We start from the raw sequence: 13,496 nt of genomic DNA, 5'->3' as shown, positions 1-13,496 counted from the left end.
CGACCGCCCGCATGAGGTACCGCTCCGCGTCGACGATCGCGTCCGGGCTCGCCGCACCGGACACCGAGGACGGCCTCGGCGCGAATCATGTTCAGCCGGTGAGGGATCGGACGATCCGCACACCCACCAGGACCACGGCGATGAGCAGATAGCCGCGCAGGGCGACCATCCCCGCCGTGCGCAACGGCGAGAACACCGGGCGCTCGAGCGTGTCGAGGGCCGGGGTGCGCCAGGTGTCGCGATCCCGGTCGCGGATGGCCTTGCGCTCGGCCCGTGACAGCCGGGTCGCGTCGAGCTCCTCGACCTGGTCGGGGTCCAGGCCGCCGAGTTCGGCGGCGGTCGTCCGGGCCGCGTGGCGGTCGGCGCGCTGCTTGGCGAGAGCGATCACCGCACCGCCCAGCAGCCCGACGCCGATCCCGACACCGAAGCCGATCTCCAACTGCGTCGTGGTCAGCTCGGGGAAGAAGGTGGCGGCGGTCAGGGCCAGCGACAGCAGCACCAGCGACCACACGATGACACCGGCCATGATGTTCTGCTTGACGGTGTTCGCCCATGGCCCGAGCACGGCCTTGTCGTTGCAGAGCAGCACGAGGAACACCGTGGCCGAGGGCAGCAGCACCCCCGCGAGCGCCTGGACGCCCTGGGTGAGCAGTCCCAGCACGTGGTCGGGGCTGAACGACACCGCCGCCGCCAGCGTCAGCAGCGTCGCGTAACCGGCGTAGAAGGCGGGCGCCTCGCTGATCTTCCAATGCAGCGAGTGCCGCTTGCCGAGAGTGTCGCCGAGAGCGTAGGTGGTGGCCAGCCCGACCGCGTTCGCACCGATCAGCGAGGCGTCGAGCAGCAGGATGGCGAACAGGGCTCCGGCGCCCTCCCCCATGGTGTCCCCCAGACCCCGCGCGACCGCGCCGGCGTCGGTGAAACTCCCGATCGGCGCGGACGCCGCCACGGCCATGATCGCGATGGCTCCGGCCATGACCACGACGATGCCCACCCACAGATCGATGCGTTCGAAGCGGATCCAGCGTGGGGTGATGCGCTTGTCGACGATGTTGGACTGCTGGAAGAACAGCTGCCAGGGAGCGACGGTGGTGCCCACGATGGCGACGATCAACAACAGCAGCGTCGAGTTCAGCCCACCCGGGAACGACGGGATCAGACCGTGTCCGATCGTCGCCGCCCGCGGACGCACCAGGAACGCCAGCGGGAATATGACGACATTGATCGCGATGAGCCCGAACAGGAACCGCTCCCAGCGCCGGAACGAGCCGCCCGCCACCACGGCGAACAGCAGCACCGCCGCCAACGGCACCGAAATCGCCTTGGGCAGACCGAAATAGCCGAGCGCCATCGAGACGCCGATGAACTCGGTGACGATGGTCAGCGCGTTCACGATGAACAGGTCGCCCACGCTGAACGCGCCCCAGAACTTCCCGAACCGATCGAAAATCAGCCGGGCGTGCCCGACCCCGGCGACCGCGCCGAGCCGCACGACCATTTCCTGATTGACGTAGAGCACCGGGATCAACAGTGCGAGCGTCCAGATCAGTGCCATGCCGTAGTTCTGCCCGGCCTGGGCATAGGTGGCGACGCCGCCGGCGTCGTTGTCGCCGACCATGACGATAAGGCCCGGACCGATGACTGCGAGCAGCATCCGGAACTTCTGCCGGCGGGTACGGCCCTCGACGGTGTCGTGTCGGCCGATCGAGCCGAGCGCGCCGACGATATCGCCGACGTGCGCGGAATCCATGACCGCGCCCGTCGGGGCCGTGGGTGCGGGGACGGTGGTGGTGTCGCGGCGGATCGCGCCGCCGGAGAAGAAGGCCATCGCCGTTCTCTCCCTTCTTCATTCGCCTCGCTGCACAGCGATTCGAGGTACGGGTGGGTGAGAGATCAGCCGCTGCAAGGCATTCCGGGCACGACGAGGCACCCCGAGGACACGCATCACACCGATGCGATCAGACGACGGCGCGCGGCCGGGGATGTCAGGGGGTCACGGTGCCGCAGCAAGCTGGGAACGAGTGTTGTCGAGCCGGACTCGGATACGGACCATCGCCGGAGTTCATGTCGTCCCTCACCTCCTTGCCGCCAGGACGCGCACGTCACCACATACGACGCCAGAACACCGAAGGGGGGCTCGAACGGACCGTCCGAGCGGGCACCCCTCTCGTCAAAGCTTCGGCACTGCACGACGTAATCCCTTGCGGGAAGCCACTTCGGATCACCCCTTAGTCCGGGGAGATCTGTCCTAACCCTGGGCGTCTCTCGACGTCGTCGGATCAGTGGCCTGTGTTCGTACAGGAGCCTCACCTAGCGAGGTGCTGACCCAGCAATGCTGATCCCCCCTCGGCCGGATGTCAAATCGGCGAACGTCCCCGATGACGGGCGCCACACACCGTCCGCTGTGGCGAACACGCTGCGACACAACGTCTTCGGTCGCATCGCGGCGATCGTGCGGTCCGAGCCGTCATACGGTCGGCGCGGTGCGGGCGCGGATCGCCTTCACCGCACGGACGGTGAGCAGGAACGGGATCACCAGGCCCACCAGGCGCACCGGCAGACCGACCGCGACGCCGAGCTCGGCGACCCGGACGATGGTCGACGCGACGGCGAGGCCCGCGAAAGCGAGGCCCCAGATCCCGGTGATCAGCCCATGGGTGCGTCGGAAATCCGCCCTGTCCCAAAGGTTTCGCGGAACCTGTCGCCGGGCGATGCCCATGGTGAACGGCCGGCCCGCCGGCCCGGCGGCCGCACCGCGCGCGTCGGTGCGGCGGTGCACGAAGCCGTGCGCACGCTGCTCGAGGAACGCGGTCGCGACGGGTTCACCGGGCGCGACGTCGCCGAGCGCGCGGGCGTCAACGAAGCGACGATCTACCGGCGCTGGGGCACCCTGGACAATCTCCTGCTCGACGTGGCGGTGGCCGTCGCGCGGCTCAACCAGGAGCAACCCCTGCCCGACACCGGTTCGCTCCGCCACGATCTACGGCGCTGGGCCGAGCGGATGAACGCCGAACTCGCTGCCCCCGAAGGGCTTTCGCTGGTGTACGCGGCCGTCGCCGCCCGCGCCGACGCCGCCGCCGACTCCGACCGCGCTCAGCGGATCACCGACATCGCCGCGGCCCGCGCCGAACTGATCGAGCAGATGCTCGACCGGGCCCGCGCCCGCGGGGAGCACACCCCCGACCTATCGCGGGTGCTCGATCGACTGGTCGCACCGCTGTACCTCCGCGCGATCTTCGGCTACGGGCAGCCCGAGCACGATCTGGACGACATCATCGACAACACGCTCGCCGAATGAGGACCTCCGCGCACATCCGGCCTTGAACCGGGTCGTCGCCGAATCTCCACAGAACGGGTTTCAGCCCGAAAGGACGCGGCGGCGCACGGCAATTCCCGGGGCGGTGCGGACAATCAACGCCGACGGTGATGCCGATCGAGCCCCGAAACCCCTGTGCCACAGAATCTCTCGCCGTAGGCCATGCGCCCGGCCGTGAATCCGACTGTGCGCGCGGAGCCGTCGAAAGTCGGCTTCTTCGGAATCTCTCAGCCTTTCGATGAAATCCCTTGTGAGGCAGGTTTTTCGGGCTCACCCGGAACGTCGGCCGACGCCCCCATACCCGTCATCGTTACCTGTAAACGAGTTGATTAGTAACTGCGCCTCTCTTATCGTTACTCATGTCGCCGATAGACGGTGACGTTCTCAGGGGAGTATCAATCAAGGAGAGACAATGTCCGTTGGTGTACTCGGCACCGGAACCGCGTTGCCGCCGCGGATCGTCGGCAATATCGAGGTGGGGGGATGGTGTGAAACCGACCGAGAATGGATCCACGAACGCACGGGGGTGATCACACGTCGTTACGCGGAGCCCGGGCAGACCACCTCCGATCTCGCCGCCGAGGCGGCCAGGAACGCGCTGGCGAACCTCGCGCTGAGCCCGGATCAGGTGCACGCCCTCGTCGTCGCGACGAGCACGCCCGACAAGCCGCTGCCCGCGACCGCCGCGCATGTGCAGAACCTGTTGGGGCTCAACGGGATTCCGGCGTTCGACGTCAACGCGGTCTGCTGCGGTTACCTGTACGCGCTCATCGCCGCGACCGGGCTGCTGCCCGAGCACGACGACAGCGCGGTGGCGCTCGTCATCGGCGCGGACACCTACTCGCGCATCATGGATCGCCGCGACCGCAAGACCGTGCCGTTGTTCGGCGACGGCGCCGGCGCGACGGTGATCGGCCGGACGCCCGACCGGTACGGGCTGCTCGGCCACAGCCTGACCTCCGCCGGTGATCTGGCGGAATACGTGCAGGTGCCCGCGGGCGGTTCGGCGCGTCCCATCGACGAGGCGGCGCTGGACGAGGGCTTGGACCGCTTCGTGATGAACGGGCGCGCGGTGAAGGAATACGCGATGACCACGGTCCCGAAAACGGTGCAGCAGGCGTGCGATCAGGCCGGGGTGACCGTCGGGGAGATCGACCGGTTCGTGCTGCATCAGGGCAATGTGCGGCTGGTGGAGGCGCTGGCCGACGAGATGGGCGTCCCGCGGGAGAAGGTCGCCGTCAGCGGCGATCGGATCGGCAACACCGCCGCCGCCTCGGTGCCGATGACACTCGGACTCGAGCACGAGCGCGCGCCGATCCAGCGTGACGAGGTGGTCCTGCTCGCGGCGATCGGCGGGGGCATGACGACCGGGGCGGCGGTGCTGCGATGGTACTGACCGCGGTCGAGACACCGCCGACGACCTCGCCGATCGTGCCCGCCGCGCGGCCGATGGTGACCGCCGCGCACGGCTGTTATCTCCGGACGCGGGACGGGCGCACGATCCTCGACGGGTGTTCGGGCGCGGTGAATGTCAATCTGGGCCATACCCATCCGGCCGTCGTCGCCGCCATGAGCGGGCAGGCGCGGGATCTGCACTTCACCTGGCGCGGGTTGTTCGACAATCCCGCCGTCGAGCGGCTGCGGGGCCAGCTCACCGCCGCCAGCGGGGGCAGACTGACCCACCATCTGCTCGCCAGCTCGGGTTCCGACGGTCTGGAACAGGCGTTCCGCGTCGCCTGGCGCCACCACGCCCGCACTCACGGGCGGCGTGCCCGGCTGCTCGCCGAATGGCCCTCGTATCACGGCATGACCACCGCCGCGCTGGGCGCCTCGGGACATCCGCTCCGGCACGAATCCCTCGGTGCGGCAACGGAATTCCTGCAACCGGGGTGGGTCCATCCCCCGGCCGAACCCGGAACGCGAGCCACCGCCGAGGCGTGGGAGCGGGCGATCGATGCCGCCGGGGAACGGCTGGCCGCGGTCGTCGTCGAACCCGTCGTCGGGGCGGCGGGCGGAGCCGTGCCGCACGACCCCGCCACCCTGGCCGCCATTCGCCGGGCGGCCGACCGGGTCGGGGCGCTGGTGATCGCCGACGAGGTGATGACCGGATTCGGGCGGGCCGGCGATCCGCTGGTCTCCGACGCGCTGGGCCTCGCCGCCGACATCGTGGTCGTCAGCAAGGGCCTCGGCGCCGGATACGTCCCGATCGCGGCCTGCATGGTCGCGACGAGGATCGCCGAACCGCTCGCCGATATCCCCGATCTGGGGACGTTCGGGCACACGATGGCCGAAAGCCCGGTCGCCGCCGCGGTCGCTTCCACGGTGATCGAGACCCTCGACGCCGAGAACGTGCCGGGCAATGTGCGGCGCCGCGGTCGTCAGCTCACCGAGGGCCTGGCGCGGCTGGCCGACCGGTACGAGTTCATCGGCAGCCCCCGGGGACGGGGACTGCTGCGCGCCGTGGGCGTCACCACCGGAGACGACGCCCTGGCCGACTGCCGCACGCTCGTGCGGCACTGTCTGTCCCGCGATCTCGCGCTGTATCCGGCCGGTGTGGATTCCCGCTCGGCCTCGCTGCTGGTCACACCGCCGCTGAACAGTTCGCGGACCGAGATCGACGACCTACTCGACCGGTTGGACGACGCCCTGGCCGGATACGACAAGGAGAACCGTTAAATGCGACTCGACACCGGATTGACCGATCGCTACACCGCCGTCGCCGCGGCGACCGTCGCCAAGAACGCCGAAACCCATTATCGGAACGGAACATTGGATATCGAGTCGTGGCGTGAACTCGCTGCCGAGGGCCTGTGGCGCCTCGCGGTTCCGCGCAGATTCGGCGGATACGGCGGCGGCTGGTGGGATTTCGTCGCCGCGTTCGAGGGCATCGCCGCGGGCGGACAGGATCTCGGGTTCAACCTCTCGCTGGTCGCGCAGGCCGGGCTGATCCGCAGCATGCTCACCTTCTGCACCGAGGAACAGATCGGACGCTACCTGCCGATCCTGCTCGACGGCGGCGTCGGCGCCACCGCGCTGACCGAGACGCGCGGCGGATCCGACGTCGCCCGCGTGCAGACCGCCGCCGTGCGGACCGCCGACGGGTACGTGCTCACCGGCGCCAAAGACCATGTCACCCATGGGCCCATCGCCGACCTCGCCTTCGTCCTCGCGCGCGTTCCGGAGCTCGGGCGACGCGACATCACGCTGTTCATCGTCGACATGAACGACCCCGACGTGCACAAGGGCGAGATCGAGAACATGGCGGGCAACCGCACCAGCCCCACCGGGCCGTTCACCCTCGACGGCGTCGCCCTCGGGCACGACAGCGTCGTGGGCAGCCCGGGTGACGGCCTGACGATGATCTACAACACCATCAGCCTGGACCGGCTGCTCTACGGCGTGCTCGCCGCCGGATATCTGGAACCCGTTCTGGCGGATGCCTTTTCGTTCAGCGAACAGCGAGAGGCGTTCAAACACAAGATCATCGACTACCAGTACGTCCAGGCGCGGTTGACCGATATGCGGATGTCGATCGATACCACCCGGGCGATCTCCTACACCGCGCTCGACGCGCTGCTCGACGAGCGGCCCGAGGCGAACCGGCTGTGCTCGACCGCCAAATTCCATGGGGCGGAGTCACTTCGGGCGGGGGCGGAGCACGCCCTGCGGATCAAGGGCCACCTCGGCTACATGGCCGGGCCCACGATCCAGCGGCTGCTCGACGCGTACGGCTGCCTCATCGCCGGCGGCACCGCGGAGATGCAGCGCAAGAACATCTTCAATCAAATGCGCACCGGCGCATCGGCGGCGCCGCGCGCGCTGGCCGGGCAGACGCAGTGATCCGACCGGAAACGAAGGAGAATGTCATGAGCACCCTCGCACCCACGTTCGTCCCCGGCGCCACCGCCACGATCACGCATCGGGTCCGCCCCGAGGACGCGGCCGACGCCTGGGGGAACGACCTCCCCGTCCTGTCCACGCCAGTTCTGTTGTGGCTCAGTGAGATCGCCGCGATGAAGGCGGTCGAGGACGCGATTCCCGGCGACTTCATGACCGTCGGTTCCGCCCACGACAGCTCCCATCTGGCGCCCACGCTGACCGGCGAGGAGGTGACCGTCCGGGCCACCCTCGTCGAGGCCGGCGAGCGGTCGCTGCTGTTCGAGGTCGAGGCGAGCGATCCGCGCGCCACAATTCTGTCCGGCCGGCACCGGCGGGGCGTCGTGCCCAGGGAGAAGTTCCTGGCCAAACTCGACGCCCTCAGGCCTCGATGACCGCGCCGGGCCGATGACGACTGCGGTATTCGCGAGCCTTGGCGGCCGACCCACATCCCCGCACCCCCGGGGACGGGATCATCGCGCACCAGCGACGACGGTTGTTCCGCGACGAGTCGTAGAACACCCAGGCGCAGTCGCCACAGGCCCGCAGCCGGCCCAGGGTTCCCTCGGCGGCGGCGGCCAGCACGATCGACACCACCCGGCCCACGGCCGAGGAGTCGGCGTCGAAGGCCAGTCGTCCCTCGGCGATCCGGATCGCCGGGCGGTGCTCGTCGGCGATCATCGCCTCGAACGGGTCGGGGTTTCCGTCGACGAGGGCCCGCACGATGTCCCGCGCCCGCGCCAGCCGATCGACCTCCGCCGGTCGGCGCGGGCGGGGAACGGTGTGGAACAGGTCGTTCCACACCCGCTCGTCGGCGCTCCATTCGCTCAATTGGTCACGCGGGATACGCGTGTCGTTCGGGACGTTCCAGCTGTTCAGCAGCGTACGGACCTCCTCGAGGTCACCGGGAGCGCCGCTGCGCTCGTGATCATCGGGGACCACAACACCCTCCAATCCTCTCGTTACCCTTGTATTGTTTCATAGGTAACCGTCGGGAGCTGACATGTTTCACGCATCGTTACTTCGCATCCCCGCCGTCAGAACCTGGGCGTCGGCCACCATCGGGACCCGGTTGGCGGTCACCACCGTCCCCCTGGGCAGTGTTCTCTTCGCCGTCGCCCACACCGGCAGCTACGCCATCGGCGGCCTGCTGGCCGGGGGTTATGCGGCCGGGGAGGCGGTACTCGCTCCCGTGATGGGCCGCCGCGTGCAATCCGCGCCGCTGCGCCGCGAGGTCGCCGCGGCCGTGGTCGCCGAGGCCGCGCTGATCGTCGTCACCGTGCTGCTGGTGGCCTTGACATCCTGGTGGCCGCTGGCCGTGCTCGCCATGGCGGGCGCGGGTGGCGTGGCCGCGGGAGTGCCCGGGGCGCTTCGTTCCTATGTGTCCCGGGTGGTCGGGCCCGAGCACCGTGATCGCGCGTTGAGCATCGACACGATGATCAACCAGGCGAGCTGGCTCACCGGGCCCGCGTTCGCCGCCATCGCGGCCACCGCGCTGGGGACCCCGGCGCCCCTGCTGATCATCGCCGCGGTGCTCGTGCTCGCGCTCATCCCGGTCGCCCGGCTCCGGGACGCGCCGGTGCGGCGGGACGCGGCGGCCGACGCCCCGCATTCGGCGCGCGCGTTGGCGCTGCTGCTCGTCGTCCCGATTCTCGCGTCGGCGACCATCATGTTCGTGATGGCCGCGCTCGATGTGCTGCTGCCCGCGTTGCTCGCCGAAAGGCGCGCTCCCACAGTCCTTTCCGGCATCACGCTGGCGGTGCTGGCCGCGGTCAGCATTGTGTGCAGCGGCGTCTACGGGGCCCGGAAATGGCCCGGCACGGCCAGCGCCCACTCCCAGGGCGCGATCGTCGCGATGGGGGTGTTGATGATCGTCGTGGGCATCGCGACGCCGCTGTGGATATCGCTCACGGTGTGCGTCCTGATCGGCGCCGCGCAGGCCCCCGCGCTGATCGGGCGGAACATCGCCCTCACCCGCGATCTGCCGGAGGCGCAGTGGCCCGTCGGCTTCTCGCTGTTGTATTCCGCGGGCGGTGTCGGCTATACGCTCGGCAGTACGGTCGCCGGTCAGATCCTCGAATACGGCTCGGTGACAACCGCTTTCGCGGGCCTCGGCGCGCTGGCCGTGCTCGTCGTCGCGGCGTCGTCCGTGCCCGTGCGCTCCCGCGCCGACCGAACCGCCGAAACCACCGGAGCCACACCATCTTCCGGTCACCACTGAACCGAGCAGACGAAGGAGGCACCCGATGACCCTGCAAGCGTGCATCAACGGACAGCGCCACCCCCACGAGGCGCGAGCGCTCCCCGCCACCCTCGGCGAACTCGTCGACGAGGCCGCCGCAGCCGTCCGGGCGGGCGCCGACAACGTCCACGTCCACCCCAAGGACGCCGACGGACACGACACCCTGGGCGCCGAGGAGATCGAGACGCTGGTGCACGCCCTGCGCGCCCGGATCTCCGTCCCGCTCGGCGTCACCACGGGCGACTGGATCCATCCCGACCCCCGCCACCGCGCCGCCGCCGTCGACGCCTGGACCACCCTGCCGGATTTCGCATCCGTCAATTGGCACGAGACCGGCGCGGACCGGATCGCCGCGGCCCTCCTGGGCAGAGGCTGCGGCGTCGAAGCCGGACTCTTCGACCTCGACGCCGCCCGCGCCTGGGCCCGCTCCCCGCACGCGGGAAAATGCCTGCGGGCCATGATCGAATTGCCCGGCGCACTGCCGCCCGCCGACATCGCGGACTACGCGGCCCGAATGCGCCGGATCATCGGCGATGCCCACCCCCATGTCCCGATCCTGCTCCACGGGATCGACGAGAACTGTTGGGCCGCAGTGGATTACGCCGGAGCTAATGGGTATCAGGCTCGTATCGGCCTCGAGGACACCTTGGTCCTACGTGGCGGTGAGCTCGCCCGCGGCAACGCCGAACTTGTCGACAGTGTCGTGACCGCGGGGAAATCAGAGGAGCGGGAGGTTGATTGAGGTCCCTGCCCCGGCCTCTCGCTGCGAACCAGCAGAGCTGGCGACACGCCGATGAGCCTGTAACAACGATGGCCGCCCAGCGACACACCTCCGTTCGACCCACGCGGAGAGGAATCGCTCATGACATTTCGCACGCTGTTCGGCACCACCCTCGTAGCCGTCGCCGCAACCGGCGCGCTGTACGGAACCGCCGATGCGACAACGGGAATCGCGTCCGGCTCCGCCGGTAGCGGATCGGCCGACGGCTCCAGCGGAGGCACGCTGTGCAACGACGGCACCACGAGCCCGAGCGTGGGCCCGGGCACCTGCTCCCACCACGGCGGCGAGGCCGGGCACGGCGGCGGTCACAGGCATCATCGTTGAGCCCCGCCGGTTGGGCGTAGCGAGCTGGGTGTGCGCGTGGCAGAGAGGTGTTCGGTTGCCCCTCGTCGTCGGGCACCAGCATGCCGATAGTGTTGTCCTCCATGGAGTTCATCGACTCGATCAAGATCCGCGGATCGTGGTCGCGCGGTCGCTGGCGACTCGTGCCGGTCGGGTCGCTCAGGGGCGTTGCCTGATCCGGGGGGACTCGCGTTTGATTCGGCAGGTCCGGGCGGCGGGGCCGCGAGTGGACTACGTGCTGTATTAGGCGAGCGCAGGAACCCGGAATCGAATGCGGAACTCGAATTCGCAGAGGTGACAGTCCATCTCGCGCGGGACGACTTGCTGCGGAGTCGGCGGCACCGAGCCGGTCGACTGGCTAGCTGTGACGCACCTGCCCGATGAGGTCTCCGCCGATTCGCCCCACGGCGATTTCTTCCGTCGTCTGCGACCAGGTCGGTGATCCCCGGAAATCTGGGGACGATCCTGCGTACCGCCCGGGCGCTGGGTGTACGGGATGTGGTTGCCCGCTACGCGGCCACCGGACTGGGGCGGTCCGCCCCGTCACCGAGCGGACATCTCGAACGCTCCGCCCTGTGCCGCCAGTACCGCCGCACGCGCCGCCCGCTCCGGAAGCTCCGGATCCGCGGGCGTACGCAGCAACACCAGCTGGTGGTACAGCGGGGCGGTGGCGGCGATCAGTAGTGCGCGGGCGTCGGTGCCGGGTGGGATCTCGCCTCGCCGGATCGCGCGTTCCACGACGATCTCGCATTGGTCGTAGCGCCCGTCCCACAACTGCCGCAGTGCGCGCGCCGCAGGTTCCGAGCGGAAGGACACCGCGATCAGGGCCATCGCGATCGACGACTCCTCGGTGAAGGAATCCTGGATCTCCCGGTTCAGCCCGGTCAGATCGCCGCACAGCGAGCCCGTGTCGGGCGGATGCCAGTCCAGATCGCTCGCGGCGGCGAACAGATCGGCGATCAATCCGCCCACATCGCGCCAGCGGCGATACACCGTGGTCCGATGCACGCCCGCGCGGGCCGCGACCGTATCGACGGTGAGGGCGTCGTAACCGTGCTCGGTCAGCTCGCCGCGCACTGCGGCGAGGACCTCCTCGCGGATGCGGGCGGTGCGGCCGCCGGGCCGTGGGCGCGGTGGGGCGGAACTTCCTGTGACTGAGGTCATTGCGGCAATCCGGTTGCTCGGCGGGGCACGATGTGCAATCATCTTAACGCAACATTCGTAGCACTAGTGAGGTCGCCGATGCTCATTCGAAGTGTTCACCAGGCTCAGCGGTCGCCCCTGGCCGTGTCGTCGTCGAATGCTTCGGAGGTAGTTCGTGCCCACTCAGATCACCGCGCTCGCGGTCGGCAAGTCCTTCCACGGCCGCACGATTCTCGATGCGGTCACCTGTTCGCTCGGCGCGGGTGAACGCACCGGGATCATCGGGGAGAACGGGTCGGGAAAGAGCACGCTGCTGCGGCTGTTCGCCGGACGCGAGCGGCCCGATGAGGGCGAGATCGTCGTGCACGCCGAGGGCGGCGTCGGCTACCTCGCCCAGGACGAGCGACTCGCCCCGCGCCTGAGCGTCCAGCAGATCATCGACCGGTCGTTGCACGAGCTGCGGCGGATCGAGGACCGGATGCGCCGCCTCGAACTCGAGATGTCCTCCGGCGCGGAATCCCACCTCGACGAATACGCCGACCTGGCAACGGTTTTCGAGCTGCGCGGCGGTTACGACGCAGACGCGCGGCTGGAACGCGCCCTGCACGGTCTGGGACTGGACGTCGTCCCGCGCGACCGCGCGGTCGGCGGACTGTCCGGTGGGGAACAGGTCCGCCTGCGCCTGGCCGCGCTGCTCACCGCCGCGCCCGAGGTCCTGCTGCTGGACGAGCCCACCAATCACCTCGACGACGACGCGGTGACCTGGCTGGAAGACCATCTGCGCACCAGGCGCGGCACCACGGTCGCCGTCTCCCACGACCGCACCTTCCTCGAACGGGTGACGACCACCCTGCTGGAAGTGGACCCCGATCGCCGCCGCGTCGTGCGCCACGGCAATGGCTACCGCGGCTATCTGGCCGACCGGGAGGCCGCGCGACAGCGCTGGGTCCAGGACCATCTGCGCTGGCGGGACGAGACCGACTGGCTGCGCGAAACCATCGCCGTCACGGCGCGGCGGGTCGCGCCCGGACGCGCGATGCGGGACAACAACAAGATGGCCTACGACCGCGCGGGCGGTCGCGTGCAGCAATCGCTGGCGGGCCGGGTCCGCAATGCCGAGGAACGGCTGCGACGGCTGCTGGCCGATCCGGTACCGCCACCGCCGGAACCGTTGCGGTTCAAGGCGATTCCCGCCGCCGGAGGAGCGCGCGGGGTCGTCGTGGACGCCACCGGTGTCGCGGTGCGCGGTCGGCTCTCCCCCACGAGTGTGCGGGTGTCGGCGGGTGAGCGGCTGCTGATCACCGGTCCGAACGGTGCGGGCAAGTCGACTCTGCTGCGGGTGCTGGCCGGCGAGCTCACGCCCGACGGCGGCACGGTGATCCGGCACGGCCGAGTCGGTCGTCTCGCACAGGAGCCGCCTCCCCCGGTACCCGGGCAGACCCTGTTGTGCGCCTTCGCCCGGGGCCGTGCCGGGCAGCTCGGCGATCACGCCGACCGCCTGCTGTCCCTGGGCCTGTTCACGCCCGCGCAGCTCGCGCAGCGCGTGGAGAATCTGTCCACCGGGCAGCGGCAGCGGCTCGAACTGGCACGACTGCTCGGCGAACCCTCGGACCTGCTGCTCTTGGACGAGCCCACCAACCACCTGTCACCGGGACTCGTCGAGGAGTTGGAGGCCGCCCTGGCCGCCTATCGCGGTGCGCTGGTCGTGGTCAGCCACGATCGCCGCCTCCGCGACCGCTGGCGCGGTGACCGGCTCGACCTGCCCGCGATCGCCTCGGTCTGACCGCATTCCCGAATCC

The 13,496-nt window shown here is 69.6% G+C and carries 13 protein-coding genes and 1 riboswitch; of the genes, 9 read left to right on the top strand and 4 right to left on the bottom strand.

Annotated features, from left to right (window positions below; genetic code table 11):
* Positions 1-91: 91 nt before the first annotated feature.
* Entirely contained in the window at positions 92-1,825 is a 1,734-nt protein-coding gene (locus tag ACWDSJ_RS01750) for an NRAMP family divalent metal transporter (protein ID WP_450028761.1), read from the bottom strand.
* 327 nt (positions 1,826-2,152) lie between these two features.
* A riboswitch (M-box (ykoK) riboswitch) is annotated at positions 2,153-2,322 on the bottom strand.
* A gap of 142 nt (positions 2,323-2,464) precedes the next feature.
* A complete protein-coding gene (locus tag ACWDSJ_RS01745; RefSeq protein ID WP_450028760.1) occupies positions 2,465-2,776 on the bottom strand; it encodes a hypothetical protein in 312 nt (103 codons plus the stop codon).
* Between ACWDSJ_RS01745 and ACWDSJ_RS01740 the strand changes: the two genes are divergently transcribed.
* The 5 genes from ACWDSJ_RS01740 (at position 2,771) to ACWDSJ_RS01720 (ending at position 7,584) form a co-directional block, all read left to right on the top strand.
* Positions 2,771-3,295 carry a TetR/AcrR family transcriptional regulator gene (locus tag ACWDSJ_RS01740; protein ID WP_450028759.1) on the top strand — a complete coding sequence of 175 codons (525 nt, stop codon included), beginning with the start codon at positions 2,771-2,773 and terminating at the stop codon, positions 3,293-3,295. The two genes, ACWDSJ_RS01745 and ACWDSJ_RS01740, sit on opposite strands and share 6 nt — an antisense overlap.
* Before the next feature lie 430 nt (positions 3,296-3,725).
* Entirely contained in the window at positions 3,726-4,709 is a 984-nt protein-coding gene (locus ACWDSJ_RS01735; RefSeq protein WP_450028758.1) for a 3-oxoacyl-ACP synthase III family protein, read from the top strand.
* Positions 4,700-5,989, top strand: coding sequence for an aminotransferase class III-fold pyridoxal phosphate-dependent enzyme (locus ACWDSJ_RS01730; RefSeq protein WP_450028757.1), 1,290 nt, complete (start codon positions 4,700-4,702; stop codon positions 5,987-5,989). The genes ACWDSJ_RS01735 and ACWDSJ_RS01730 overlap by 10 nt, the downstream gene beginning before the upstream one ends.
* The gene (locus ACWDSJ_RS01725) at positions 5,990-7,153 is read left to right on the top strand and encodes an acyl-CoA dehydrogenase family protein (RefSeq protein WP_450028756.1); all 1,164 of its coding nucleotides are present in this window, start codon (positions 5,990-5,992) and stop codon (positions 7,151-7,153) included.
* Positions 7,154-7,179: 26 nt separating this feature from the next.
* Positions 7,180-7,584 (top strand): thioesterase family protein, encoded by a 405-nt coding sequence (locus ACWDSJ_RS01720; RefSeq protein ID WP_450028755.1) that lies wholly within the window; start codon positions 7,180-7,182, stop codon positions 7,582-7,584.
* On the opposite strand, the gene ACWDSJ_RS01715 is transcribed toward ACWDSJ_RS01720, so the two are convergent.
* Positions 7,571-8,131, bottom strand: a complete 561-nt coding sequence (locus tag ACWDSJ_RS01715; protein ID WP_387357567.1) for a CGNR zinc finger domain-containing protein — start codon at positions 8,129-8,131, stop codon at positions 7,571-7,573. The two genes, ACWDSJ_RS01720 and ACWDSJ_RS01715, sit on opposite strands and share 14 nt — an antisense overlap.
* 61 nt (positions 8,132-8,192) lie before the next feature.
* Here ACWDSJ_RS01715 and ACWDSJ_RS01710 point away from each other — a divergent pair, with 61 nt between their 5' ends.
* The 3 genes from ACWDSJ_RS01710 (at position 8,193) to ACWDSJ_RS01700 (ending at position 10,536) form a co-directional block, all read left to right on the top strand.
* A complete protein-coding gene (locus tag ACWDSJ_RS01710) occupies positions 8,193-9,410 on the top strand; it encodes an MFS transporter (protein WP_450028754.1) in 1,218 nt (405 codons plus the stop codon).
* 25 nt (positions 9,411-9,435) lie between these two features.
* Complete coding sequence (locus ACWDSJ_RS01705; protein ID WP_450028753.1) at positions 9,436-10,173, top strand: 3-keto-5-aminohexanoate cleavage protein; 738 nt, start codon at positions 9,436-9,438, stop codon at positions 10,171-10,173.
* 120 nt (positions 10,174-10,293) lie between these two features.
* Positions 10,294-10,536, top strand: a complete 243-nt coding sequence (locus ACWDSJ_RS01700; RefSeq protein ID WP_450028752.1) for a hypothetical protein — start codon at positions 10,294-10,296, stop codon at positions 10,534-10,536.
* A gap of 561 nt (positions 10,537-11,097) precedes the next feature.
* Here ACWDSJ_RS01700 and ACWDSJ_RS01695 read toward each other — a convergent pair.
* Positions 11,098-11,718, bottom strand: a complete 621-nt coding sequence (locus ACWDSJ_RS01695; RefSeq protein ID WP_450028751.1) for a TetR/AcrR family transcriptional regulator — start codon at positions 11,716-11,718, stop codon at positions 11,098-11,100.
* 154 nt (positions 11,719-11,872) lie between these two features.
* On the opposite strand from ACWDSJ_RS01695, the gene ACWDSJ_RS01690 reads away from it, so the two are divergent.
* A complete protein-coding gene (locus ACWDSJ_RS01690; protein WP_450028750.1) occupies positions 11,873-13,480 on the top strand; it encodes an ABC-F family ATP-binding cassette domain-containing protein in 1,608 nt (535 codons plus the stop codon).
* The last annotated feature ends 16 nt before the right edge of the window (positions 13,481-13,496 follow it).

This window comes from Nocardia sp. NPDC003482 (assembly GCF_053588115.1).
Note: the sequence above shows the minus strand (reverse complement) of the source record. Positions and strands in the feature narration are given on the sequence as shown.

What these genes read in the sequence shown, in the direction of transcription:
- ACWDSJ_RS01750 (WP_450028761.1), bottom strand. Translation starts at nt 1,825, where the DNA reads ATGGCCTTCTTCTCCGGCGGCGCGATCCGCCGCGACACCACCACCGTC.
- ACWDSJ_RS01735 (WP_450028758.1), top strand. Translation starts at nt 3,726, where the DNA reads ATGTCCGTTGGTGTACTCGGCACCGGAACCGCGTTGCCGCCGCGGATC.
- ACWDSJ_RS01730 (WP_450028757.1), top strand. Translation starts at nt 4,700, where the DNA reads ATGGTACTGACCGCGGTCGAGACACCGCCGACGACCTCGCCGATCGTG.
- ACWDSJ_RS01725 (WP_450028756.1), top strand. Translation starts at nt 5,990, where the DNA reads ATGCGACTCGACACCGGATTGACCGATCGCTACACCGCCGTCGCCGCG.
- ACWDSJ_RS01720 (WP_450028755.1), top strand. Translation starts at nt 7,180, where the DNA reads ATGAGCACCCTCGCACCCACGTTCGTCCCCGGCGCCACCGCCACGATC.
- ACWDSJ_RS01710 (WP_450028754.1), top strand. Translation starts at nt 8,193, where the DNA reads ATGTTTCACGCATCGTTACTTCGCATCCCCGCCGTCAGAACCTGGGCG.
- ACWDSJ_RS01705 (WP_450028753.1), top strand. Translation starts at nt 9,436, where the DNA reads ATGACCCTGCAAGCGTGCATCAACGGACAGCGCCACCCCCACGAGGCG.
- ACWDSJ_RS01700 (WP_450028752.1), top strand. Translation starts at nt 10,294, where the DNA reads ATGACATTTCGCACGCTGTTCGGCACCACCCTCGTAGCCGTCGCCGCA.
- ACWDSJ_RS01695 (WP_450028751.1), bottom strand. Translation starts at nt 11,718, where the DNA reads ATGACCTCAGTCACAGGAAGTTCCGCCCCACCGCGCCCACGGCCCGGC.